Annotated in this window: 20 protein-coding genes, 1 tRNA gene and 1 pseudogene; 10 read left to right on the top strand and 12 right to left on the bottom strand. The window is 69.7% G+C overall.

Going from position 1 to position 25206, the window contains the following annotated elements:
• Nucleotides 1-28: 28 nt before the first annotated feature.
• Entirely contained in the window at nt 29-652 is a 624-nt protein-coding gene (locus WFI00_RS00655; RefSeq protein WP_336631362.1) for a DUF4386 domain-containing protein, read from the top strand.
• On the opposite strand, the gene WFI00_RS00650 is transcribed toward WFI00_RS00655, so the two are convergent.
• Complete coding sequence (locus WFI00_RS00650) at nt 630-2576, bottom strand: glycosyltransferase family 39 protein (protein ID WP_336631363.1); 1947 nt, start codon at nt 2574-2576, stop codon at nt 630-632. The two genes, WFI00_RS00655 and WFI00_RS00650, sit on opposite strands and share 23 nt — an antisense overlap.
• Nucleotides 2577-2684: 108 nt before the next feature.
• On the opposite strand from WFI00_RS00650, the gene WFI00_RS00645 reads away from it, so the two are divergent.
• Both WFI00_RS00645 and WFI00_RS00640 read left to right on the top strand, forming a co-directional pair.
• Nucleotides 2685-3053, top strand: coding sequence for a PadR family transcriptional regulator (locus WFI00_RS00645; RefSeq protein ID WP_336631364.1), 369 nt, complete (start codon nt 2685-2687; stop codon nt 3051-3053).
• Complete coding sequence (locus WFI00_RS00640; RefSeq protein WP_336631365.1) at nt 3050-3784, top strand: hypothetical protein; 735 nt, start codon at nt 3050-3052, stop codon at nt 3782-3784. Before WFI00_RS00645 ends, WFI00_RS00640 begins: the two co-directional genes overlap by 4 nt.
• Before the next feature lie 62 nt (nt 3785-3846).
• Here the strand turns inward: WFI00_RS00640 and WFI00_RS00635 are convergent, their stop codons facing one another.
• The 3 genes from WFI00_RS00635 to WFI00_RS00625 form a co-directional block, all read right to left on the bottom strand.
• Entirely contained in the window at nt 3847-4272 is a 426-nt protein-coding gene (locus tag WFI00_RS00635) for a hypothetical protein (RefSeq protein ID WP_336631366.1), read from the bottom strand.
• A 97-nt stretch (nt 4273-4369) separates the two neighbouring features.
• A complete protein-coding gene (locus tag WFI00_RS00630) occupies nt 4370-6124 on the bottom strand; it encodes a glycoside hydrolase family 3 protein (protein WP_336638475.1) in 1755 nt (584 codons plus the stop codon).
• Between the two features lie 14 nt (nt 6125-6138).
• On the bottom strand, nt 6139-7428 hold the full coding sequence (locus tag WFI00_RS00625; protein WP_336631368.1) for an MFS transporter: 1290 nt from the start codon (nt 7426-7428) through the stop codon (nt 6139-6141).
• A 143-nt stretch (nt 7429-7571) separates the two neighbouring features.
• Here WFI00_RS00625 and WFI00_RS00620 point away from each other — a divergent pair, with 143 nt between their 5' ends.
• Nucleotides 7572-8618, top strand: coding sequence for a LacI family DNA-binding transcriptional regulator (locus WFI00_RS00620; protein WP_336631369.1), 1047 nt, complete (start codon nt 7572-7574; stop codon nt 8616-8618).
• Between the two features lie 31 nt (nt 8619-8649).
• Here WFI00_RS00620 and WFI00_RS00615 read toward each other — a convergent pair whose 3' ends face one another.
• Both WFI00_RS00615 and WFI00_RS00610 read right to left on the bottom strand, forming a co-directional pair.
• Nucleotides 8650-9735, bottom strand: coding sequence for a sensor histidine kinase (locus WFI00_RS00615; protein ID WP_336631370.1), 1086 nt, complete (start codon nt 9733-9735; stop codon nt 8650-8652).
• Nucleotides 9725-10387, bottom strand: a pseudogene (locus WFI00_RS00610) (response regulator transcription factor). The gene WFI00_RS00615 and the pseudogene WFI00_RS00610 overlap by 11 nt, the downstream one beginning before the upstream one ends.
• 86 nt (nt 10388-10473) lie before the next feature.
• On the opposite strand from WFI00_RS00610, the gene WFI00_RS00605 reads away from it, so the two are divergent.
• From WFI00_RS00605 to WFI00_RS00595, 3 genes are all read left to right on the top strand, one after another.
• Entirely contained in the window at nt 10474-11061 is a 588-nt protein-coding gene (locus WFI00_RS00605) for a D-alanyl-D-alanine carboxypeptidase family protein (RefSeq protein WP_336631371.1), read from the top strand.
• Between the two features lie 137 nt (nt 11062-11198).
• Nucleotides 11199-13037, top strand: coding sequence for an alginate lyase family protein (locus WFI00_RS00600; RefSeq protein WP_336642270.1), 1839 nt, complete (start codon nt 11199-11201; stop codon nt 13035-13037).
• Between the two features lie 101 nt (nt 13038-13138).
• Nucleotides 13139-14152 carry a LacI family DNA-binding transcriptional regulator gene (locus WFI00_RS00595; RefSeq protein WP_336631373.1) on the top strand — a complete coding sequence of 338 codons (1014 nt, stop codon included), beginning with the start codon at nt 13139-13141 and terminating at the stop codon, nt 14150-14152.
• 67 nt (nt 14153-14219) lie between these two features.
• Here WFI00_RS00595 and WFI00_RS00590 read toward each other — a convergent pair whose 3' ends face one another.
• Together WFI00_RS00590 and WFI00_RS00585 are read right to left on the bottom strand one after the other, a co-directional pair.
• Nucleotides 14220-15464, bottom strand: a complete 1245-nt coding sequence (locus WFI00_RS00590) for a family 1 glycosylhydrolase (protein ID WP_336631374.1) — start codon at nt 15462-15464, stop codon at nt 14220-14222.
• Nucleotides 15465-15576: 112 nt separating this feature from the next.
• A complete protein-coding gene (locus WFI00_RS00585) occupies nt 15577-16833 on the bottom strand; it encodes an ABC transporter substrate-binding protein (RefSeq protein WP_336631375.1) in 1257 nt (418 codons plus the stop codon).
• A 244-nt stretch (nt 16834-17077) separates the two neighbouring features.
• On the opposite strand from WFI00_RS00585, the gene WFI00_RS00580 reads away from it, so the two are divergent.
• The 3 genes from WFI00_RS00580 to arfA are packed head-to-tail and all read left to right on the top strand — an operon-like array spanning nt 17078 to nt 20432.
• On the top strand, nt 17078-18019 hold the full coding sequence (locus tag WFI00_RS00580; protein WP_336631376.1) for a carbohydrate ABC transporter permease: 942 nt from the start codon (nt 17078-17080) through the stop codon (nt 18017-18019).
• Between the two features lie 2 nt (nt 18020-18021).
• Entirely contained in the window at nt 18022-18870 is an 849-nt protein-coding gene (locus WFI00_RS00575; protein ID WP_336631377.1) for a carbohydrate ABC transporter permease, read from the top strand.
• A 26-nt stretch (nt 18871-18896) separates the two neighbouring features.
• The gene (gene arfA, locus WFI00_RS00570) at nt 18897-20432 is read left to right on the top strand and encodes an arabinosylfuranosidase ArfA (protein ID WP_336631378.1); all 1536 of its coding nucleotides are present in this window, start codon (nt 18897-18899) and stop codon (nt 20430-20432) included.
• A 392-nt stretch (nt 20433-20824) separates the two neighbouring features.
• Here arfA and WFI00_RS00565 read toward each other — a convergent pair.
• From WFI00_RS00565 to gltX, 4 genes are all read right to left on the bottom strand, one after another.
• Nucleotides 20825-20896: transfer RNA gene (locus WFI00_RS00565), tRNA-Gln, on the bottom strand.
• A gap of 123 nt (nt 20897-21019) precedes the next feature.
• Nucleotides 21020-22537, bottom strand: a complete 1518-nt coding sequence (locus WFI00_RS00560; protein ID WP_336631379.1) for a hypothetical protein — start codon at nt 22535-22537, stop codon at nt 21020-21022.
• Nucleotides 22534-23691, bottom strand: coding sequence for an alpha/beta hydrolase (locus tag WFI00_RS00555; protein WP_336631380.1), 1158 nt, complete (start codon nt 23689-23691; stop codon nt 22534-22536). The genes WFI00_RS00560 and WFI00_RS00555 overlap by 4 nt, the downstream gene beginning before the upstream one ends.
• The gene (gene gltX, locus WFI00_RS00550) at nt 23691-25205 is read right to left on the bottom strand and encodes a glutamate--tRNA ligase (RefSeq protein WP_336631381.1); all 1515 of its coding nucleotides are present in this window, start codon (nt 25203-25205) and stop codon (nt 23691-23693) included. The genes WFI00_RS00555 and gltX overlap by 1 nt, the downstream gene beginning before the upstream one ends.
• Between the last annotated feature and the right edge of the window lies 1 nt (nt 25206).

Raw genomic sequence — 25206 nt, 5'->3', positions numbered from 1 at the left:
ACGCCGTATACATCTATGAAGGAGATCGATGGACACGCGCCTTCCGCCCTACGCCCGCTGGGCGGGCATCCTCTACCTCGTGACCCACGTCACGTCCGTCTCCGCCCTCGTGGTCTACGGCGACGCGACGGATCCGCTCGGCGTCCGCGTGGGTGTCGTGCTGGAGTTCACCCTCGCGCTGGGATGCCTCGGGACGGGCATCCTGCTCTTCGCCGTGCTGCGCGCCTACGGGCCGGCGCGCGCCCAGACGTTCGCGCTGCTGCGCGCCGTCGAGGCGGCGGTGATCATCGCCGGTGCGCTGCCGATGGTCGTCGTGGCCGCGCACGGCCCCGAGGACGCGGCGCTCGTCGACCTCCATGCGGCGGCGTTCCTCCTCGGTCAGGGCTTCATCATCGCGGTCAACACGATCGTGCTGGCATCGCTGCTGCGCGCGTCGGGGCTCGTCCCGCGCGCACTCCCCTTCCTCGGCGTGGCGGGAGGCGCGATCGTGCTCCTGAGCGACCTCGGGCAGTTGTTCGCACTCGTACCGCCACGTGGAGTCGTCGCCGCGCTCGCGGCGCTCCCCATCTTCGCGTTCGAGATCTGGCTCGCGATCACCCTCATCGTCGGCGTGCGCCCGCGCACCCCGCTCAGGAGCACGCGTACAGCGTGAACCCCCCGCGCGTGGCGCGCGCGAGCTGCTGACCGCGACCACCGGGCGACGACGAGACGGCGTTCTCACGGTGCGCGGACCACGAGGCGACCACTCCGCACGCGTCCGAGTGCACGACCTCCGCCATCGGGTCGCGCACTGCGGCGCCGTCCCGCAGGACGACGAGGTGGACGCCGTCCGCGATCCGCTGCCGTACCTGCTCAGCGGTGAACACCGGCGCCTGGCCGGTGTACCCCCCGTCCGCGAGCACCTCCTGGCCCGTCGCGTCGATGATGGGCGCGGCGAGACTCCACGAGTCCGTCATGAACAGCGGAGACCCGTCGGCGCCCCCGCCCGCGGCCCTGACCGCCGCGAGCAGCTGGGTCTGCTCCAGGTCGATCTGCGGGGCGCCTCCCCAGGGGTCGGGCGGCGAGATCGCGAACGTCTCGGGCGTCACGTGCGCACGCGTCGGCTTCACGCCGACGTACGCCTCGATGCCGCTTCCGTCGCGGGACCCGTCCAACGCCTGCACGCTGTACAGGGCCGGCCCGGCCAGGACGGCGGCGATCGCCGCGATCGCGACGGGGATCGCGACCCGGCGCGCTGCCCGCGGCGCAGACGCGCCGAGGGCCACGGCGAGGACCCCCGCCACGCTCACCCCCACGATCGCGACCGTGAGGGGAATCGGCGTGCCGCCCCAGATCGCGAGGAGCACGGCCCACCCCGCCTGCAGCGAGATCAGACCCGGGAGCATCGCCCGCTCGACCGGGGACGCCGATGCGCGCACCCGCAGCGCCTCGGACAGCGCGAAAGCGCTCAGCAAGGCGAGTTGGACACCGATGGCGGCCAGATATGCCGCGTGCGGCATGCGCGCCGCAGACAGGACCGCGGCGCTCGTGAGGAGCCAGACGACGAGGACGACGAAGAGTGCTCGGCGCCGGCGCTCGCCGGCCGTCGGCGCACCGCGCCCGAGGCGCCACCATCGCCACAGCCCCCAGAGCACGCCGACGAGCGCTGCCGGGTACAGCCAGCCGATCTGCGTCATGTACAGCGGATCGACGAGTTTCGTGAGTGTCGCGAGCTCGCCCGCGGGGCTCTGCGCCGCCGCGGCGACGTGCACGGCACCGGGCACGGCGTCAGAGAGGAAGCGGTCGACGCCGTTGTATCCGAACACCATCGCGAACACGTCGTCGTCCGTCGTTCCGTCGACGAACGGTCGGGACGCCTGTGGAGTCAGCTGGATCAGCAGCATCCAGCTGAGCGAGGCGGCGAGCGCGCTGCCGGCGAGGACCGCCGCAGCGCCCAGGCGACGCCGCCAGGGGCCCGCGACGGCGAGAACGGTGCCGACCACGAGGGCGGGGAGCGGGAACCACGCCTGCGCCATCTTCGCCTGGAAGCCGATCCCGATGAACAGGCCCGCCATCAGGAGGGGCCACCACCGCGCCGTCAGCACGGCACGCTGCCACCAGACCAGCGCCACCGCGAGCGCCATCGTGAGGAGGCCGTCCTCCATGGGGTGCCCGAACATGGAGACGAAGATCGGCGTGACGGCGGCGGCAGCCGCGGCCACCAGGCCCGTGGAGCGGCCCATCCAGCGCAGCCCCACCAGCGCGCACGCGAAGACGGTCACGAGGCCCTCGATCACCTGCGGCAGCGCGAGCGCCGCAGTGGACATGCCGAACAGGCGCACGCTCAGCGCCTGCGGCACCGCGAAGCCGCTGAGCTTGTCGAGCGTGACGGTCGCGGCCGGGTCGAAGGCTCCGAACAGGAGCGCGCGCCACGATTCCGACATCGATCGCGCAGAGGCCTCGTAGAAGGCGAAGTCGACGCCGCGGCCGAGGTTCCACGCCGTCAGCGCGGCGGAGCAGAACAGGATCAGGGCGAGGAGGAGGCGCGCCCACCAGGGCTCTCGCCACCATCGGGAGAGGGCGGGTGTGTCCAGCACGACGGTGACGATAGCCCGCGTCCCTCGGTGGCCACCCTGCGCCGGCTATCGGGCGGATGTGAGCGCATTCGTATTGACATCCAAACTAGTTAGAGAGACGATCTAGTTATGGAGATGGAATCGGATCTCGGCACGACCGAGTGGCCCAGCGACTGGATGCGGGCCGTGCTGGGCGCGCTCACTCTGCGCGCGCTGGAGCCCGGCCCGTCCTACGGGTACGCCATCATCGCCGATCTCGAGGAGCACGGCATGGGCGCCGTGAAGGGCGGCACCCTCTACCCGCTGCTGACCCGCTTCGAGAACGCCGGCCTCGTCGCCGTCGAATGGCGACCCGGCGAGGGCGGACCGGGTCGCAAGTACTTCTCCCTCACCGACACAGGCCGGCGAGAGCTCGACCGGATGCGCGCGCACTGGGCCGACTTCACGGCGCACAGCAACGACTACCTCGCGCAGAACACACGAACGGAGACGCCATGAAGACCACGATGACCGACGCCACCTGGATCGAGCTGTTCACTCTGGAGCTGCGGCTCCGGCGCGTCCCCGGGAACGTCATCGGGGACGCCGTCGCAAGCGTCCGGGAGTTCCTCGCGGACTCGGGGCAGAGCGCGGAAGAGGCGTTCGGCCCCGCGCGAGCGTACGCCGCCGCGCTCGACCTGCCGGCGCGGCCGCCGCGATCCCACGCGGTGCGGACGGTCCTTCTGCCCGTGCTCGGGCTCTTCGCCTTCCTCGTGTTCGCCCTGGCGAGCACGGCGTGGTTCGCCGGGGGCGAGATCCTCCTGTCCGTCCCGCAGGCGTTGCTGATGTGCGTCCCGCTGCTCCTGACGGTGATGTTCGCCTTCCCCTTCTATCCCCGCGCCGTCCTCCGGCAGCGCTGGGTGCCGGCCGCACTCGTCGTCGTGGCCGGACTCGTCGGCGCCGTCTCATCGCTCATCGCCCCGTCGTCGGCGGCGGACGCCTGGCTCGAGCTCGCCCCCCTGCCGGTTCTGATCGGCACGGCGATGCTCATGGTCACCCTCTCGATCGTCGCAACGGTTCTGACGCTTCGCGGCGGCACGGACGAGATCGTCGACCCGCTGCCGACGGCGGAGGCGAGGACGGCGCGCGGCCCGGGGCGCCGCTTCCTGATCCTCGTCGACTGGCTGTTCCCGATTCTCGCGGTGGTGGTGTTCGCGCTGACGGCGCTGCTCACGATGGCACGGGGGTGAACCGCCGCACGCTGCTCGGACTCAGCCGAGCATCCACCCCGGCGACGTGACGGAATCTCGCGTCACCTCTTGGCGGTGACGACGACCGTGAACTCGAGAGGCTGGATGCCTCCCTGAGCGTTGGTCATCGTGACCGCCGTCGTCCCGGGCGCGACAGCTGTGACTCCGGGGTTGAACACGGCGCCGGACTTCTCGCCGCCCGGGGTGAACGTCGCGACCTGGGTGTCGGCGACCTCACCCGTGTAGCTGTCGACGGCGAGGTCGCCGGTGTTGATGTTGAGGACCTGCCCGACGACCAGGTCGACGGTCGCTCCCTGAAGCTCCCCCGCGGACATCGTGACAGGGGCGACGATGTCGCCGCCGATGGCCGTGGGAGAGGCGCTGACGGACGGGTCGGGAGTGGCCGAGGCGGTGCAGGCCGCGAGGCCGAATGCCGCGACCGCCAGAACGGTCGCCACGAGCGTGCGAGAGGTTCGCTGGACGTTCATCGTTTCCCCTGATTCTGGAGGAACGCGCGCTCCCCCACTGGAGACGATCCTCCCACGGGACGAGCCCGCGACTCCTCCACGAAATGCGCCCGTCCGATCAGCCTCGCGCCGTCGTCCCGTCCCCGGCGTCGACCCGGAGACCGAAGCCGGCTCGGAACGACGGCTCCGCGGTGTCGAACGGAACATCCTCGCGCGAGGCCTCCACGGCCGCCATCGAGCTCGGGACATCGAAGGGCAGCACTCCGCCGAACCCGACCCGTCCGAGAAGCGCATCCAGGACAGCCCGGTCGCTCGCTCCGAAGTCCGCCACGACCGCGGCCGCGAACCCGAGGAGGGGTTCGACGATGGCCGGGCGCTCCATGAACACCACGACGTAGACCGGAGCGTGGGAGCTGTACGCGCGCAGCGCGGCGACCTCCGCGTCGGAGAAGGCGAGAGTGCCGCCTCGGAAGAAGTCCGCCATCGAGCCGCGTCCCGGCTCGAAGGGGCAGTCCCGGCGCACGACGATCGCGTCGGCGAGGTCCGGCTGCGTGACGATGTCATTCGGAATGCCGGCACCGTCGAGTCCATCGAGGAAGAGCCTGGACGTCGGCGCGATCGGCAGCTGTCCTCGGTGTGAGAGCAGCACGAGCGACGCGCGCTGGGCGCGCTCCCCCGCCTCGGTGAGCGGCGCGGATCCGCAGATCTCACGCGTGCGCTCGGGGTCGACGCGGCGGCGTTCGAAGAGCCCGAGTCGGAACTTCTCGCGCAGAAGGCGGCGCACCGACTCGTCCAGGCGCGCCTCGGTGAGACGCCCGGCATCGACGAGTTCCTCGAGGAGTGCCGGATTGCGGTCACCGCCGAACTGGTCGACGCCCGCCTCGACGGCGATGGCGGCGCGCTCGATCGGGGTGCGATCCTCGAGACCCCACCCGTTCGGGCCGAACTGCCGTCCGGCGATCAGCGTCGATTCGAGGACGTTCCAGTCCGTCACGACGATGCCGTCGAAGCCGAGCCGTCGGCGGAGGATGTCCCGGACGACGGGCTCGTTGAACGCGAAGCCGACCTCGGGCCAGTCGGTGCCGACCGGCTTGGCGTAGTAGGTCATCACCTGAGTGACGCCCGCGTCGAACGCGTCGACGAAGGGCCGCAGGTGCAGCTCCCGTCGCCCTCCCGGATACACCTGCTCCGTGTACCGCGGGTCGTGCGCGTCGTCGCCTGCCAGCTGCGGGCCGCCGCCGGGGAAGTGCTTCACGACCGCCGCCACCGAGTGCGCACCGAGATCGGGTCCGCCGCGCAGCCCTTCGATGAAGGCGACAGTGAGCTGGGAGACACGGCCGGGATCCTCGCCCCACGTGCCGAAGCCACGCGACCACCGGGGCTCGCTGAAGATGTCGGCCATGGGGCCGAGATAGACCCGGATGCCCATCGCGAGGAACTCCCGGCGGACGACGTCGCCGTACTCCCGTGCGGCGTCGACCGACCCGATGGCGGCGATGCCGGTCGTCTCCGGCCACCGGGACAGGCTGTTCAGCGCCTGTCCCGTGAACGGGTTGTCGCGGAACCCGTGTCGAGGATCGGAGGAGAGCGAGATCGGAATGCCGAGGCGCGTGCTCTCCGCCATCTCCTGGATCGTGTTGTGCCAGCGGGCGACGGCGACGGAGTCCTCGCCGCCCAGGACGTTCATGTGCGTCATCCCCCGTCGCACGATGTCCTCCTCGGCCGCGGCCCGCGCACTCGCCTCCCCCGCGCCGCTTCCGGGCTGCGTCGACGGCTGGAACATCAGAGCGGCCTTCTCCGCCACCGTCATCCGTGCGAGGAGGTCCTCGACGCGCCGCTCGACGAGGAGGTCTGCGTCTCGATAGTCGTTCATGGTGACGTCTTCCTTCAGCGAGTGGCTCGGATGAACAGCATCGGGACGATGCCGAGGATCGACAGCGCTCCGCCCGTGATGAGCAGCGCCGGATAGTTGCCCCCGCCGCCGATGCCGAGCAGCAGCGGAGCGGCGAACGGCATCATCGAGAAGGGCAGCGTGTAGGCGATGTTCGTCACCCCCAAGTCGCGTGCGGACGTGGACGGGTCGTTCATGGTCGAGATCGCGAAACCGATGTACGTTCCCGACAACAGACCGAGGCCGAGCCCTGCGGCGACGCAGACGGCGATGAGGAAAGGGGTGACCTCGGTCGCGGTCGCCAGCATGACGGTGCCCGCGCCGTTGACGATCGCGGCCGCGCCCATGAGGAGCTTGCGGCGGCCGGTCCGGTCGTTGAGCCATCCGACGAAGGGAGCCAGGATGGTGGCGATGATGCCGGGGATCACGTAGGCCAGGGTGATGACGCGACCGATCGCGTCGTCCGATACGTTCACCCGGTCCTGAAGGATGTAGACGGTGTACGTCGAGACGACCGCGACACCGCACGAGACGAGGAACATCGTCACGAGGAACAGCGCGAAGTCGGGCGAGCGGCGCGGGTTGATGAGGAAGCTTCCGAAGAACTCGCCGATGCCGAACGGCTGACGCGGGAGACCGCGGGAGTCGTCGCCGCGCAGCAGCCACATGAGGATGCCGCAGAAGACGAGCGCGACCACGACCGGCAGACCGAACTGGGCGAGGATGTTCGTTGGGAACCACTCGACGAAGAACACGCCGATCACGAGCGACGCCGATGAGGCCATACCCGACAGGGCGCCGACCAGACCCTGCTGCGCCACCGGCACACGGTCTGCGACCACGGCCAGAGCGGCCGCGATCGACGCGTTGATGAACGCCTGCATGATGAGCCAGCCGACCAGCAGCAGCGGGAAGGAGTCGCTGAGTGCGATGACGAGCGCCCCGACCATCGTGCCGGCGAGGCCGATCGCGATCCAGGGGCGCCGCCGCCCGAAGCGGCTGCGCGTCCGGTCGCTCAGCCGGCCGAAGAACGGGTTCGCGAGGAGCGCGACCAGGGTGCCGAGGCCCGCCGCGATCGAATAGCTGTCGGTCTTGCCGTCCGGGTCGAGCTCCGAGATGCGCAGGGCGATGGTGACCGAGGCCGGGAGCATGATCGACATCCAGATGCCGAGCAGTGCGAGCGCGTAGATCGTGATGAACAGCGCCCCGACCCGTCGGGCGGGTGCGGATGCGGCGACCGGGGCGAGGTCGTGCTGCGTATGTTCGGGCACAGTGTGTTCGGGCACAGGGCTCTCCTTCGAGTGGTGCAGGACGGCGGCATGATCGGCATCGGGCGATGCTCTCCGGAATCGTTACCGCAATCGATTCCGGACGATGTCGCCTAGAGTACGAGACACACGTCCCGTCGTCAACACGAGAGGAGTCCGTCGTGGACCAGGCTCACCCGAGACCCACCCTCTCGGACGTCGCTCGCGAGGCGGCGGTCTCGTCCGCCACCGCGTCACGAGCGCTCAACGACCATCCGGATGTCAGCGAGGTCACCAAGCAGCGCGTCCGCGAGGTGGCGACGCGGATCGGGTTCCGGGCGTCCCGCACCGCTCGCGCACTGCGCCGCGGCTCCTTCCGCGCAGTGAGCGCGATCGTCCCCGATCTCGTGTGGGGCTGGTGGGAGCCGGTCCTGCGTGCCGCCTCGCAGGAAGCGGCCGAGCGCGGCATCCATCTGCTCGTGCATCCCGTGGCGGGCACGGAGGGTGGTCTCGCCGCCGTCATCGACAGCCTCGCCAACGTGCCCACCGAGGGCGTCATCGTGGTCAGCGTTCCCGACCAGGAGTCGGTGCGGGACGCCTGCGCGCGCATCGGGCTGCCGGTGGTGGCGATCGACGACACCTCCCACGCCGTGCACGTGCCCAGCATCGCCGCCCGCAACCGGGAGGGCGCCCGGGCCATGGTCGAGCACCTGCTGAGCATCGGTCGACGGCGGATCGCCTTCGTCGGCGCCTCCGCCGATCACTTCGGCCCGCACTGGGGCGAGGGTCGGTTCATCGGCGAGCGCCTCTCCGGGTATCACGACGCGCTCACGGCGGCAGGCGTCGACATCGACCCCTCGTTCGAGCTGGGGTGGGAATCTCCGGGCGACGAGACGATCCCGACCTTGCCCGAGCTCGACCGCCTTCTGGGGACGACAGCGGGGCCCGACGCGGTGTTCTGCGCTGCCGACCTCCTCGCCGCGCCCGTGTTGCGCACTCTTTCCGCGCGCGGCCTCTCGGTGCCCGGCGACATCGCCGTCGCCGGCTTCGATGACGAGCGCGCCGCTCTCTTGCTCTCCCCGCAGCTGACCACGATGCGGCAGCCGTACGACGAGATGGGCAGGGTCGCCGTCGAGATGCTGACCCGCATCCTTGCGGGTGAGCCTGTGCCGGTGCAGCGGCACGAGCTCGACACGACGCTCGTGCTTCGCGCCTCCACCGTCGGATGAGCGCGTGGGCGACGGGGTCCGCTCGACTCCTCTAGCGCGGCAGCCGAGCCGTCACGACCAGTCCGCCGCCCTGCCGCGGCGCGAGCGCGAGCTCGCCACGGTGGACGCGCACGATGGACGCCACGATCGCGAGACCCAAGCCGACGCCGGATCCATGCGTGACCGTGCGCTGCCCCCGCTGGAACGCATCGGTGAACGTCGCCACGGCGGATGCCTCGAGCACCGCCCCCGTGTTCTCGACGACGAGCCGCGCGGCGTCGCGGGTCGATCGTGTGCGGATCACCACCCTGCCGCTGTGCGGGAGGTTGTGGACGAGAGCGTTGTGCACCAGGTTCATCGTCATCTGACGCAGGAGCGAGATATCGCCGGTGGTCTCGGCCGACTCGGGATCGGTGTCGACCCGGACGCCGCGGGACGTCGCGAACGGCTCGAGCGTTTCGACCGCATCCTCCGCGAGGAGCGACAGGTCGACCGGATCCCGGCGTGCGAGCGAGTTCTCGGCCTTCGCCAGCAGCAGGAGCGACTCGACGAGCGCGATCTCGCGCGCATTCACCTCGCTCAGCTTGCCGATCAGCTCGGCCGTATCGGTCGCCGGGTCCGCCGCGGCGTTGTCGAGCATGGTGCGGGTGATCGCGAGAGGCGTGCGCAGTTCGTGCGATGCGTTGGCCGCGAAACGCTGCTGCTCTCCGACGTGGCGCTCGAGCTCGTCGAGCATCCGATCGAAGGCGTCGGACAAGTCGCGGAACTCGTCGCCCCGGCCCTCGAGTGCGACACGATGCGACAGCGACCCCTCCGATGCGCGCTGCGCGGCGTCGTGCAATCGGGCCAGCGGGCGCAGCATCCGTCCGGCCAGGAACCAGCCGCCCGCCAGCCCGACGACCACCAGGAGCGCGAAGATCGCCGTCGTCGGCGGGATGAACGCGCGCAGCAGGTCGTCGCGATCGGGCACGACGCTCGACCCGCCGTCCGGGTACACGATGGAGATGTACCCGCGAGGGACGTAACGCAGCAGGAACAGCCAGACCACCGAGAGGAGGATGCTGCCGGTGAGGATGATCACCGCGGCGTAGCTCAGGGTGAGGCGCAGCCGCACCGACAGCCCGCGGCTACGGGCCATCGTCCACTCGGTATCCGACACCGGGAACGGTCGCGATGATCCACGGCTCGCCGAGGCGCTTGCGCAGGGCGGACACCGTGATCCCTCGGCGTTCGTGAAGGGATCCGCGTTCTCGTCCCAGGCGCGCGCGAGGAGCTCCTCGGCACTGACGACTCCCCCGTCGGCGGCGATCAGCACCTCGAGGACGGCGAACTGCTTGCGGGTGAGCGGGACGTACCTCCCGTCGCGATAGACTTCCCGGCGGAACGGGTCGACGCGCACCCCGGCGCGTTCGAGCACGGGCGGCGTCGCGCGCGGAGCGGCGGGCGAGCGCCCGCAGCCGCAGCACCAGCTCGCGCATCGCGAAGGGCTTCGTGAGGTAGTCGTCGGCGCCCGACTCGAACCCGGTCTGCTTGTCGTCGAGGCGATCGGCGGCCGTCAGCATCAGAATGGCGGTTCCCGAGCCGCCCGCCACGATCGATTCGGCGACCTCATCGCCGCTCGGTCCGGGCACGTCGCGGTCGAGCACGGCGACGTCGTAGGCGTTGTACGAAAGTAGTTCCAGGGCGACGTCTCCGTCGGGAGCGATGTCCGCGGCGATCGCCGCGAGCCGAAGACCGTCACGGATGGCCTCCGCCATCAGCGTCTCGTCCTCCAGGATCAGCACCCGCATGCCGCCAGTGTAAGGAGCGGCGTGTATCGGGCGCGTATGCGGATTCGCAGACGCCGCGGCGACGACCGCCTCGACACGATCGGCGGATGAGCAGATCTCCGCACGCGACCGCCCGGGTCGCGCTCCCCATCGTCCTCGTCGTCCTCCTCGCGATCGCGGCGGTCGCCGTCGGCGTCCTCGTCCAGTCCTTCGCTCCGACGGCTCGGGGCGAGGCGATCGCCCCGTCCACGCCCGCCTCGGAATCCGGCGGTCCGATCTCGCCTTTCGACGACGACGATCCCGCCATCGCGAACCTGCGGCCGGAGCTTCGCACCGCACTGCAGCAGGCGGCGCAGGCGGCGGCGGGCGCAGGCTTCGATCTCGTGGTCAACAGCGGATGGCGCACCGCCGAGGAGCAGGCCCGCCTCTTCGAAGAGGCGGTGGTGACCTACGGGTCACGCGAGAAGGCGGCGCGGTGGGTCGCTCCCCCGGAGACGTCGTCGCACGTCTCGGGCGAGGCGGTCGATGTGGGCGATCTCGACGCCTCCATCTGGCTCGGTGACAACGGGCGCGATTTCGGGCTCTGCCGCACGTATTCGAACGAGCGGTGGCACTTCGAGTTCCGCGCCGAGGCGATCGGCGCGGACTGTCCAGAGCCGTACCTCGACGCCAGCGACGATCCGCGGCTGCGGTAGTCGGCCGGGTAGCAATCCGCCGTGAGAAGGCACAGCGTCGTGCGATGGTCGGCTCCGGATGACTTAGTCTCGTATCCGACCATCGCGCCTCACCCCCGGCAGGGACCGGGATGAACGCGCGGACCGATCGGCCGCGGGTGACCCGAACCACCGCCGCGCTCCCGCATCGGTCCTTCCCCGGAGGCGCCGAAAGGAAGACGTACGTGATCGGTGTCACCGTGCAGCCGCCGACGACGCCTCGGCACCGTCTGAGAAGAGTCCGGGCCCGCCTTCTCGCCGCGGTCGTCGTACTCGGACTGGGCGCCGGGATGGTCGCCGCCTCGCCTCCGCCACCCACCGGCAGCTCGACGGCGAGCCCCTACGCGAGCCCGTCCGCGAGCCCATCTGCGGGGCCGTCTCCGTACATGGACGGCATCCGACCCGTCACCTCCGCGGCCGGCTTCACCCATCCGGGTGTCTTCCTCGGGCTGCCGCAGCTCGAGTCGGTGCGGCGCAAGATCGCAGCGGGGGTGGACCCGCAGGCCTCGATCTATGCGTGGCTGACCGGCCCCGCCGGGCGGTCGATCATCGACCGCGAGCCGGACTGGAGCGTCTACTCCGATGCCGACGACCTCTCCCAGCCCTGCGACCCGACCAGTGCGCAGGGATGCGTGATGGATGCGGGCTACAAGCGCGCGCCGCAGGACCGCGAGCACACGGACCTCGCGAAGCAGAACATGAGCGTGCAGATCAACAGCGCGTACACCAATGCGCTGCTGTACTACTACTCCGGCGGGGATGAGACGTACGCCGAGAACGCCGTCCGCATGCTCAACGCCTACGGCCACAGCTTCCGGGGCTTCACCGCCACGCGCGCCAACGGCTACGCCGGCGAGCTCTTCGCGGCCTGGATGGCGGAGACGCTCGTCCGCGCGGCGGAGATCATCCGCTACACCTATCAGCCCGGCGCCGGGCAGACCGCCTTCGACGTCGACGCGTTCGAATCGATGCTGAGAACGGCGTTCGTGCCGCGGCTGCAGAACGGGACCACCCGCATCAACAATTGGCGCACCAGCGCAACGGAGGGCCTGATGAACATCGGCGTCTTCCTCGACGACCGCGACCTCTACGAGAAGGGGCTCGCACTCTGGCGCGAGGTGACGCCGACCTACATCTACCTGGCAAGCGATGGCGCGCGCCCCGCGTCGCTCCTCAAAGGATCCGACGCGCAGCGCGACTGTTCGTGGGTCCACGACTTCTCCGATCACTGCACGACCAACCCGAAGACGCTCCCCGGCCTCGTCTACCAGAACGGGCAGAATGAGGAGACCTGTCGGGACATGTGGCACTCGGCGGCAGGCGTCGGCGGCATCATCAATGCCGCCGAGACCGCCGCCCTGCAGGGTGACGACCTCTACGGCGAGCAGCGCGCCCGCATCATGACCGGGCTCTCCTACATGCTGCAGCTCAGTCAGGGCATGTCCACCTACGGCTATCCGGACGACTTCTGCGCGGGCGCCGGGAAGCACCGCACGGACGAGCCTTCCGGCGATTCGTTCCCCACGACGTGGGACGCCACCAACCCACTGTCCGTCGTCGTCGCCTACAACCACTACGTGACACAGGAGGGTCGCTCCTTCGCGACCGTCCGCATCCCGGGCTGGTCCGACTCGTACCCGAACACCGACCCCGTCACCGCGTACATCGCCCTCAACCGGTCGGGCCCGACCGACGTCCGGGGATACGTGACGGCGTGGCAGGTGTTGACGCACACCGGTGTCGGAGCGGGTGTCGCGCCGGACAGCGCTCCGCAGACGCTTCCCACTCCCACCCCGACGCCCACGGGACTCTCCCCCGCGGACACCGGTCCGGCACTCGCGCTCCCCCTCCTCGCGGCCGTGCTCGCGGTCCTCGCCGCCGTCGTCGGTCTGTTGACCCGCCGTCGGGTGCGCCGCCGACGACGGCGGAATGCGTCGAGGGCCGCACCGAGCGAATGACGAGTCGGCCGTCGGCAGATGGCTATGCCACCGCACTGCCCGTTGCCACCGTTGCACTTACGACGTTGTAAGGTGGTGCCACCGCGGCGAACGGAGGACCCATGGCGGCGACGCTCCACGACGTGGCGCAGCTGGCCGGAGTGTCGATCAAGACCGTCTCCAATGTCGTCAACGACTACCCGCACGTGCGACCCGCCACCCGAGAGCGGGTCCAGGCTGCCATCGACCAGCTCGGGTACCGACCCAACCTCTCCGCGCGCAGCCTGCGCTCGGGGCGAAGCGGCGTCATCGGCCTGGTGCTGCCCGAGCTCAGTCTCAGCTACTTCGCCGAGCTCGCGGATGCGGTGATCACCCAGGCCGAGAGCCACGGCCTGGTGGTGATCATCGAGCGCACGGGCGCCGACCGTGATCGAGAGCTCGCCGTCCTGACCAGCCCTCGCATGCGGATGACCGACGGCGTCATCTTCAGCCCGCTGGGGATGGGCCAGGACGACGCCGGACTCCTCGCCGTCGACTTCCCGCTCGTGCTGCTGGGCGAGCGGATCTTCGGCGGCCCGGTCGATCACGTCACGATGCGCAACATCGAGGCGGCGCGCGCCGCAACGGAGTTTCTGCTCGCGGCGGGTCGCCGCCGAATCGCGCTGATCGGCGCGCACCCCGACGAGTCCCTGGGCTCTGCCGCGCTGCGCCTGAAGGGATACGAAGAGGCGCTGACAGCGGCGGGAGTGTCGCTGGACCCGGCCCTGGTGCGTCCGACGACACTGTGGCACCGGTCGAACGGCGCGGAAGCCGCACGAGCCCTGATCGAGAGCGGCGCGGCGTTCGATGCCGTCTTCGGGCTGAACGACGCCCTCGCCCTCGGTGCGATGCGGGTCCTCCAGGAGAGCGGCAGACGGATTCCCGAGGACGTGGCGGTGATCGGGTTCGACAACATCGAAGAGGCGCAGTACGCGGTGCCGAGCCTGACGACGGTCGATCCCGGGCGCGAGCAGATCGCGCAGCGCGCGGTCGATCTGCTCGTACAACGGATCGGCTCCGATTCGAGCCGACCCGCTGACCCGAGCCACGAGACCGTCGCCTTCCAGGTGATGATCCGCGAATCCGCGCCCGCCTGACCGCCGCTCAGGGAGTCGTTCCCGGCGCGTCCCCGCGCTCAGCCCGTGGAGGCGTCGGTCACCGCGCTCACTCCCGTCGGTCGGCGGTGGCGAGTCGATGGAACGCGTCGGCCACCGGGGTCTTCACCCGCCGCAGCGTGCCGTCGGATTCCTCCTCAAGGGACCAGAGCCCCATCGTGAGGAGGTACTCCATCGGCGGCTTGTCGCCGGTGCGGTAGGTCCACTCGATCATGTCGGTGATGCACCACCAGGTGTAGCCGACGACGTCGACGCCTGCGGAGCGCAGCTCGACGATGGCGGAGACGGACTCCTCCATCCACGCGATCCGCTCATCGACCGTGCCGGTGAAGCTCGTCTCCGTCAGGAAGACGGGCGCTCCGTAGCGTTCGGCGAAGGCGGCGAGGACGTCCTTCAGCCCCTCCGCACCCGCGTCGTGGCGGGGACGGAGATCCCGCGGTCCGCCCGACCGCGTGACGTCGCGCTCGAAGACCTCCGTGGAGTGCTGCGGATAGTAGTTCACCCCGACCACGTCGGGCTGAGCGGTGTTCTGCCGCGCCCATGCGAAGTCCGCGTCGGTGAATCCGTTCTCACGCAGATAGGGCACGAGAGGATGGTCGTCGTCGACGCGCCCCATCACGAGATCCTGGATCAGGAACCGTCGGTGGCGAAGATGCTCGTGGGTCTCGCGATGCGCGTCGGTGTCGCCCGCGAACCGGAACGACGCCTCCACGTGCACGAAGTCGGCTGCGTCGTCGACGGCCGCGATCGCCGTCTGGGTCGTCACGATGCCGCGCGTGATTCCGCGCAGGACGTCGACGAACCCTCGATCCCCCGTCCGGTACGGGGGCCACTGGCCGTACTCTCCGCAGTACATGACGTTCAGGAGCGGCTCGTTGAGCGGTGTGTAGTGCCGGATGCGACCGCGGTATCGCTGGGCGACGGCGGCGGCGTACTCGGCGACCCGCTCCGGGTACTCCGGGTTCACGAACTGGTCCTCGAGCCACAGCGGCGTGCCGTAGTGCATCAGGTCTGCGACGAGGTCGAGACCGAGCTCCTCGAAGGAGTCGACCACGCGGTCCAGCCACTCCCAGTCCCAGACTCCGCGCTGGGGTTCGATGCGGTACCACGGGATCCCCCACCGCACCATCTCGCTTCCGGCTTCGGCGCAGTACTCGAGGTCCTCGCGCCAGAAGCGGTAGTGCTGCATGAGGTCGTACTCATCCAGCGCACGCTCCCCCGGCCTCGTCTGCGGGATGAACGTGTCTTCTACTCCGACGGCGAATCGGAGGCGTCCGTCTTCGAACCAGCGCATGTGTCGTCTTTCGGTCGTGGGTCACGGGGACCAGGATCGTGGGGCGGTCAGCCGTGGACCGGGCCGCGACCCCGCAGATGCGGTGCCACGGTCCGGTCCACGATCGAAGGCGTCAGCCGGCGAGCGCGGCGTCCATCTCCTTCTGGGCGGAGCCGAGCAGGGATGCGACATCTCCGCCGACCAGCGCCTTCTGCGTCGCTGTGTCCATCGCCGTCAGCACGTCCGTCGAGGGGATCACGCCCGGGAGCAGGGCGACGCCATAGGCGGCCTGTTCCGTCAGTGCAGCGACGACCTTGTTCTCAGAGACATCGGCGGCGGTCACCTCGGTCGTCAGCGGGGGCCACCCGGAGGCGAGCGACCAGGTCACCATGTTGTCCTTCGCGTAGAACCACGTGAGGAACGTCTCGATGGCGGCCTTCTCCTGATCGGTCGCCTGGGACGTGATGCTCAGGTCGACGGCCAGGGCGGATGCCTTGATTCCAGCCGGCCCGGCCGGGAGGGGAGCGATGCCGAAGTCGATACCGGAGGATTCGGAGACCGTCGCCATCCACGGACCGGCGAGGGTCATGGCGACCTTGCCCGCGCTGAAGAGGCCGTCGGCGTCGGCGCCCGCGAGACCGGTCGGGGAGAACGAGCTCTTCGCCAGGGCATCCTTCCAGTACGTCAGCGTCTTGACATTCTCCGGGGAGTCGATCACGGCCTTGCCGTCGGCGGTGACGACATCGCCGCCGCCGCTCTTGAACAGAGACGGCCAGACCCCGTTGCCCACGGTGGCGTGATCCTGGAGAGCGAGTCCGTACTGCTCGGGCGTGCCGTCCCCGTTCTCGTCGATCGTCAGCGCAGTGGCCGCAGCCACCCACTCGTCCCACGTCGTCGGGACCGTGACCCCGGCCTTGTCGAACATCGCCCGGTTGTAGAACATCGTCAGCGGGGTGAAGCTCAGCGGCGCCGCATAGTGGGTGCCGTCGACGATGCCGGTCGCGACGGCGCCCTCGTTCAGCACTCCCGCACCACTGTCCGCGGCACCGTACCAGTCGTCGAGATCGTGGAGGGCGCCCTTCGAGGCCCACACCGGGACGTTCTCCGCGGGAAGGGCCACCAACTCGGGGCCGGTCTTGGAGCTCAAGGCAGGCAGCGCGGAATCCAGCAGAGTCGCCCACGGCTTGGTCGACGCGGTGATCCGGATCTTGTCCTGAGACGCGTTGAACTCGTCGACGAGACTGTTGAGCACTTTGCCGTCGGCCTCGGTGTACCCGTGCCAGAAATCGATGGCGACGGGTCCGTCGGCGGTGGGTGCCCCGGCGGCACAGCCGGATGCCATGAGCACGAGGACACTCCCGAGTGCTGCTGCGGTGATGGGCTTCTTCATTGCTGCTGGACCTCCACGAGTCGACTCCACTGTCGGTGGCACGGCGAGACGCCCTCTCGCCTGCGGGTTCTACAACGTTGTAACAACGCTGTGATCACATAGTGGATCGTCGTGCGGAGTTTGTCAAATGTGTGCTCGAGGTCGCCTGTCCCCGCCGACTTGACGCCGAGACACCCTGGCCCATACTGTCATTTACAACGTTGGAGAAGCGGTGACCGATACCGCTCGGAAGAGGGAAGCAGCGATGACGCTCACCAGCACACGGCGGTTCCGCCCGCCGCCTCAGATCGGCGGTCGCGGTCCGTTGCGCGGACGGGCGAGACGACGCCTCACCGTCATCGCGTTCCTCCTCCCTGCGATGACGATCCTCGTCACCTTCGTGTTCTGGCCCATGCTCGCCGCCCTCCGGCTGTCGTTCACAGACGCGAGCGGGTTCGGGCGCGAGCGATGGGTGGGACTGGAAAACTACATCGCCGTGTTCACGCAGCCGAACATACTGCGCGCGATGGGCAACACGGCGGTGTATACGGTCATGTTCACCCCGGTCGTGGTGCTGCTCGCGCTGATGCTGGCACTCGCACTCAACAGCCGCATGCTGCCGCTGCGCGGCGCGTTCCGCACGGCGCTCTTCCTGCCCTTCATCGTGTCGCTCGCGGTCGCCGCGTTCGCCTGGCAGTATCTGCTCGACCCGCAGGTGGGTCTCCTCAACTTCTGGCTGCAGTCGTTCGGCATCCGCATCGGCGACGTGCTGCAGGATCCGGCGCTGGCGATGCCCACCGTCGTGCTGATCGCGGTGTGGAAGAACTTCCCCTTCTACATGATCGTGTTCCTCGCCGGCGTGCAGGAGATCCCGCAGAGCCTGTACGAGGCGGCCAAGATGGACGGCGCCGGGCCGCTGGCGCGCTTCCGGAACATCACCGTTCCGCTGCTCAGCAACACCACGGGTTTCGTCCTCGTCATCTCGACCATCGCCGCACTGCAGGCGTTCGACCAGATCTACATCCTCACCGGAGGAGGGCCGTACCAGAGCACGCAGACCGTCGTGATGCAGATCTACAAGTCAGGATTCAAAGACCTTGAGCTCGGCTTCGCCTCGGCGCTGTCCTACGTGCTGCTGATCGCCACGCTTCTGCTGAGCCTGGTGCAGTTCGCGATCACCGCGCGCGGCGAGAAGGACGCAGGCTGATCATGACTCGCCTCGCTCATCGCCGCCGCCTCACGGACCTCGTCACCCGAGGGCTGTTCTTCCTCGCGATGCTCGTCGTCGCGCTGCTCATCCTGCTGCCGATCGCGATCATCGTCTTCACGGCGTTCAAGCCCGTGGGCGAGGTGAACGCGTTCCCGCCCACTCTCATCCCCGGGGCATGGACACTCGACAACTTCGCCCGGATCTTCACAGACCTGCCATTCGCCCGCCTGATCTTCAACAGCTTCGTGTTCGCGGGAGGCGTCACCCTCTTCGCGCTCGTGTTCGACTCGCTCGCAGCGTACGTGCTGGCGCGCGTCGACTTCCGAGGCAGCAAGCTGCTGTTGATCGCCATCGTCGCTAGCCTCATGGTGCCCTTCCAGGCGACGCTGATCCCCGTCTACCAACTCGTCGCGGACCTGGGGTGGATCAATTCCTACACGGGGCTCATCGCACCGCGCGCAGCCGATGCTTTCGGGATCTTCTTCCTCCGGCAGTTCTTCCTCTCGTTGCCGCGAGACCTGGACAACGCCGCCCGCATCGACGGCGCATCCGAACTGCGCATCTTCCGCAGCATCGTGCTCCCCAATGCCGTGCCGGCGTTGGTGACCCTCGGCATCTACACGTTCGTCAACAACTGGAACGACCTGCTGTGGCCGCTCGTGTTCACCACCGACCAGCAGATGGGGACGATCACGTCCGGGCTCACCCTGCTCACCGGGCCCGACGGCATCATCCCGTACGGCGTGATGATGGCCGGGTCGCTCATCGCCCTGGCCCCCCTTGCCATCCTCTTCCTCGTGCTCCAGCGCCGGTTCATCCAGAGCGTCGCCAGCACGGGCCTGAAATGACCACGACCCCGAAACGAGAGGCTGACATGGCCACCGCACGACTCCTGTTCGACACCCGGATGCCGATCGGCGCGATCGACCGCCGCCTCTTCGGCTCCTTCGTGGAGCACCTCGGCCGGGCGGTCTACAGCGGCATCTATGAGCCCGGTCACCCGACGGCGGACGCGCAGGGCTTCCGCGAGGACGTCCGCGCCCTGGTCGGCGAGCTGGGCGTGAGTGCCATCCGATACCCCGGCGGCAACTTTGTGTCGGGGTTCCGGTGGGAGGACAGCGTCGGGCCCGCGGGCGAGCGACCCCGCAGGATCGATCTCGCCTGGCACTCGACGGAGACCAACGAAGTCGGCCTGCATGAGTTCCAGAGCTGGCTCGACTCGATCGGGAGCGAACTGGTGCTCGCCGTCAATCTCGGCACCCGCGGCACCCTCGAGGCGCTCGACCTCCTGGAGTACGCGAACCTCCCCGCGGGGAGCGCACGCGCCGACGATCGCGCCCGCCATGGCCGTGCGGAGCCGTTCGGGGTCCGCATGTGGTGCCTGGGCAACGAGATGGACGGCCCCTGGCAGCTCGGTCACCGGTCCGCGGAGGACTACGGCAAGCTCGCCGCGCAGACCGCGCGCGCGATGCGGATGTTCGACCCATCCCTCGAACTCGTCGTCTGCGGTTCCTCCAGCCGGCACATGCCGACCTTCGGCGAATGGGAGCGGGTCGTCCTCTCCCACGCGTACGAGGACGTCGACTTCATCTCCTGCCACGCGTACTACGAGGAGAAGGACGGCGACGCCGCCAGCTTCCTCGCGTCCGCCGTCGACATGGATGCCTTCATCGAGCAGGTCGTCGCGACCATCGACCACGTCAAGGCGGCGACGCGCAGCGACCACACCGTCAACATCTCGTTCGACGAGTGGAACGTCTGGTACAACGAGCGGTTCGAGAAGGTCGACAAGCTCACCGGAGTCGACAACTGGCCGGTCGCGCCGAGACTGCTGGAAGACACGTACTCGGTGCTCGACGCCGTCGTCGTCGGCAACCTGCTGATCTCGCTCCTGCGACACGCAGACCGGGTCACGAGCGCCTCACTCGCTCAGCTGGTCAACGTCATCGCCCCGATCATGACGGAGCCGGGCGGCATCGCGTGGAAGCAGACGACGTTCTTCCCCTTCGCTCTCACCTCCGCCCTCGCCATCGGAGACGCCGTCACCACCCGCGTGGAGTGCGACACGTATGAGACCGCCTCCTACGGGTCGGTGCCGACGGTCGACGCCGTCGTCACCCACGACCCCGACACCGACACCGACACGATGAGCATCTTCGTCGTCAACCGCTCGCAGACCGACGCGACGACGCTCGAGTTCGACCTCTCGTCTGGCCACGCGAGCACAGCGGAAGCGCAGACGCTGGCGGATGAGGACATCTACGCCGCGAACACGCTCGCCGAGCCGCACCGTGTCTCGATGCGAACGAACGAGTCGCTGTCGATCACCGACGGCCGTGGACGCATCGACCTTCCCCCCGTCTCGTGGACGGTGATCACGCTCCGCGGCGACGGCGCTGACCGAGGCTGAGGCCAAGGCGGCACCCGCCTACCGCACGCACTCCTCGGATCGTTCGGTGATGATCCACGCCGTCGCGGCGCGGGTCATCACGATCGGTGGCGGTCTCCTCCTGCACGACGATGTCGATGTCGGGGACTCGCGACGCCGCGAGCCATGCGCGGTAGCTCTCGACCGGGCCCTCCTCGGACGCCGAGGGCGACGAGAGGGCGCTCGATCCGGCGTCCGGTGCCGCCGAGACACCCGTCGACCCGGGGTCGGGCGTCGCCGCATCTCCCCCTGGCAGGCTAGCTGCACGGGAGCCATGAGGCTGACGGCGCGTCACCGCTGGGACATTCACTCGGCGGCACGACGACGCTCTGGAGAGAATCAAAAACCCCCGCCAGAGCGGGGGTTTTTTTCTGCTGGGGTACCTGGACTCGAACCAAGAACAACTGAACCAGAATCAGCCGTGTTGCCAATTACACCATACCCCAAGGGTGTTCGACCGAAGTCGTACCGAGGGTCAAGCTTAGCCCACGCTCGGAGCAGGGCAAAACCGGCGCGGGTGGCGCGCCGAGATCCGGTCGTCGCTCACGGCTCTTCGCGCACGACTGTCCTCACCCGCCGCCTCGTACCCAGGTCTCGATACCGGTCAAGGGGCCGGACCACACTGCGTCGCGTCGCAGCCCCGCGGCCTCGAGCGCGGCGACGTCGTCGGCCCGGTCGGCGTCGGTGAGCGCCAGGCTGTACACGAAGAACACTCGGTCCAGTCGGGACATCGTCGGCACCGCGGCGCTCGGCTCGGAGCGTTCGTCGAAGAGCGCAGGGCGCTCCCTGCCCGGAACGAGCAGCGTCACATCGACGAGCCCGGCGACGGCCTCTGGATGCACGAGCGCGATGAGACTCGGCCACGTGCGGTAGTCGATGGGCGTCGAATACAGGATGCCCTCGCCCGGGGCGGCGGTCCGCTGGAGCTCCTCGGCGACGACCGGCCAGTCGGCGTTCTTCGCCGTGAGCTCCCGGTTCGCCGCGAAGGCGCCGGCTCCGGACACCACCACGGCGAGGGCGACGGCCACGGCTGTCACTCCCCCGAACGCACGACGCACGAGCGCGGCCAGCAGCACGCAGAACGCGGGCGCACTCAGCACGAGCGCGCGGGGCTGGTAGATCGACGGTCCGAGAACGGACACCACGATGATCGCGAGCGTCGGGACGACGAGCCACGGAAGGACGACCGGCCATGGAGATACGCCCGAGCTCGGCAGCGGCTGGACGGCCTCGGCATGTGCGAGACCGCGTCGCCGGAGCAGCATCGTCGCCGCAGCGACGGCGAGGGCAGCCCACGCGAGCGTGCTCTGCCCTCCCTCCCGGTGGAAGAACTCCCCCACCGACACGCGTTCGATCAAGCGGCCGTCGACGGGGAACACTCCCCCGAGCTGACCCCGCTGCGCGACGGAGGCGAGCGCGACGGGAGCGCTCAGGGCGAGAGCAATCGCCATCGCCGCCAGCAGCGCCATCCCGCGCCGGCGCGGGCGCAGCAAGGCGACCGTGATCGCATGGGCGACGACCACCAGCGATACGTAGAGGAAGACGTAGACGCCGAGCAGCGCGACCAGGGCGTAGGCGACGATCAGCGGAGCGGACGGACGCCTCGCACGCACCGCGCGGACGAGGAGCAGCGTCAACAGGGTCGACAGCGCAGTCGCCAGCGCGAATGATCGCGCCTCGGTCGCCATCCACGCCGTCCGGCCGAGCCCCGCGAACACCAGCGCAGCCGCGGCGGCGGACCAGGGGGTTCCGAACTCCCGCGCCAGCAGATAGACGAGCACCGCCGCCGCACCGACGGCGACGGTCGAGGGGAAGCGGAGCGCGAAGGCGTCCGCGCCGAACGACGCGGCGACCGGATGCATGAGCGCGTAGAACATGCCGTGGACGGCATCGACCTCGCCGACCATGTCCCACAGACCCGCGAACGTCCGGGACGCGCCGGAGTAGGTCGCGGCTTCGTCGTACCACAGCGAGGGGGTCGCGATCCCCTGAGCCTGGACGGCGACGAGGAGGGCGGCGGCGAGGCCGACGAGGATCGCCTCGCGCCACCGACCTCGGGCGGGCGTCCTCGTCGCGCCGCCGGTCACGATCGGTCGGCCGCGCCCGGCGCGGCGTCCTCGCTCTCGGCTCGCTCGACGCCGTCGGCTCCGCGGCCCAGGCGGCTCCGGAGCGCACCGACCACCTGTTGCTCCCACAGGCGAGCCGAGAGCAACGCGCCGCCGAACAGGGGGACGTCATGCGTGACGCCGCGGTACTGGACGACCGCCGCCTCGACTCCCGCGGCCCGCAGCGCCGCGCCGTACGCGTCACCCTGCGGGCGGAGAGGGTCGTATTCCGCCGTGAGAATGAGCGCGGGCGGCAGGTCGGAGTGGGAGGACGCGCGCAACGGCGACGCGAGGCTGTCGCGGGCCTGAGCGCTGCTGCGGAGGTAGGTGCGGGCGATCGATCTCAGCTCGCGCACAACGAAGATGCTCGGGATGCCCAGGGCCCACGTCGCCCGCACATCGATGTGCGCACCCGTCAGGTCGACCACCGGCACTTCGAGCACCTGGAACACCAGCGGGTGTCGAGCACCGTCCCGGTTGGCGAGGCACACCGCCGCAGCGATGCACGCTCCCGACGAGACTCCGCTCACAGCGATCCGACTGCGATCGACGCCCAGCGAGTCGGCGGTGTCGAACAGCCAATCGATCGCCGCGATCCCCTGTTCGACCTGCGTCGGATAGCGGTGCTCGGGCGCCAGCGCGTAATCGACGGCGACCACGACGGCGCCCAGGGCGACGGCACGCCGACGGCAGGCGGCATCCGTCGACGGATAGTCGATGCCGCCGATCCGGAACGCGCCGCCGAAGAAGGTCACCACCGCCGCGAGCGGGGTGTCGCTCGACGCGACCGGCCGATACACACGTACGCGCACGTCGGGATGGCCGGGCACGGGCACCTGGTACTCCGCCGTCGGCAGCGCCGGTCCGGGCACGCCGACCGCGGCGAGCTCGCTGCGGTCCCAGGCGAGCGCCGCCCTGCGGTGACGCGCTCGCGCCGAGGGCACGGCGCCTCCCCCGTCGGCCCGCGGTCCGGCCGCCGCGGGGCTCGCCGGGCTCGCCGTCCGCTCGGCGCCTCTCAGGCGCGTGACGCGGGACCACGCCTCCACGACACGCGCACGGACCCGACGCCGAGACTGGTCGAACAGGTACCGCCGGTGGACCCGCAGGCGCTCCGCGAAGAACGGGTCCAGCGGCATCAGACCCGCCGGTCGACGAGGGCGCCGAGCCGGCGGATCGACTCCTGCTTGCCCAGGAGCTCCATCGATTCGAACAGCGGCGGCGACACCCGGCGACCGCTCAGCGCGACGCGCAGCGGGCCGTAGGCGACGCGCGGCTTGAGGCCGAGCCCCTCGATCAGCGCGACCGAGAGGGCATCCTGCACGGCGGCGGCGGTGAAGCCCTGCTCGGGGACGAGCTCGAGAGCGCCCACGGACGCGACGAGGACCTCCCCGGCGTTCGCCGGGAGACCTGCCAGGGCGTCGTCGTCGTAGACGACCTCGTCGCGGAACAGGAAGCCGAGCAGGCCCGGGGCGTCGCCGAGCAGCTGCATCCGCTCCTGGACAAGGGGCGCGGCGGCAGCCAGCATGGCCTGCTGCTCGGCGGTCGGCGGCTCCGACACGAGCCCCGCCGCGGCGAGGTACGGGACGAGCCGGCCCGCGAAGTCCGCCGGTTCGAGCATGCGGATGTGGTCGCCGTTGATCGACTCGGCCTTCTTCTGGTCGAAGCGGGCCGGGTTCGGATTGACGTCGGCGATGTCGAACGCGGCGACGAGCTCGTCACGCGAGAAGACGTCGCGGTCGGCCGCGATCGACCAGCCCAGCAGCGACAGGTAGTTCAGCAGACCCTCGTGGATGAAGCCGCGGTCGCGCAGCAGGAACAGGTCCGCCTGCGGGTCGCGCTTGGAGAGCTTCTTCGTGCCGGTCTCGCCGAGGACGAGCGGCATGTGTCCGAACCGGGGCACGAATCCGGTGACGCCCGCGTCGCACAGCGCCGCGTAGAGCGCGAGCTGCCGGGCGGTCGAGGGCATGAGGTCCTCGCCGCGGATGACGTGGGTGATCCCCATGAGGGCGTCGTCGACCGGGTTGGTGAACGTATAGAGCGCCTGACCTCCGGCACGCACCACGACGAAGTCGGGGAAGGATCCCGCGGGGAAGGTCACCTCGCCGCGGATGAGGTCCACATACGTGAGGTCGTGCTCGGGCACGCGCAGGCGCCACGCGGGCTCGCGTCCCTCGGCGCGGAACGCGGCCTTCTGTTCGTCGGTGAGGTCGCGGTCGAAGTTGTCGTAGCCGAGCTGCTTCGCCCTGCCGGATGCCTCGTTGCGGGCGTCGATCTCCTCGGCGGTGGAGTACGACTCGTAGACGGCGCCGGAGGCGATGAGCGTCTCGAGCACCCCGGAGTAGATGTCGCGCCGCTGCGACTGGCGGTACGGGGCGTGGGGTCCGCCCTTCTCGACACCCTCGTCCCAGTCGATCTCGAGCCAGGTGAGCGCGTCGACGAGCTGACGGTAGCTCTCCTCGCTGTCACGCGCCGCATCGGTGTCCTCGACGCGGAAGATCAGCTTGCCGCCGGTGTGCCGGGCGTAGGCCCAGTTGTACAGCGCCGTGCGGACCATGCCGACGTGCGGCAGGCCGGTCGGCGAGGGGCAGAACCGCACGCGGACGTCGGCTCCGGAGGCGGTGGTGGTTCGGGGATCGATCGCTGCAGACATC

This window comes from Microbacterium sp. MMO-56 (assembly GCF_037146215.1).
Classification (GTDB): Bacteria; Actinomycetota; Actinomycetes; order Actinomycetales; family Microbacteriaceae; genus Microbacterium.
This window is presented reverse-complemented; position numbering and strand designations above follow the sequence as displayed.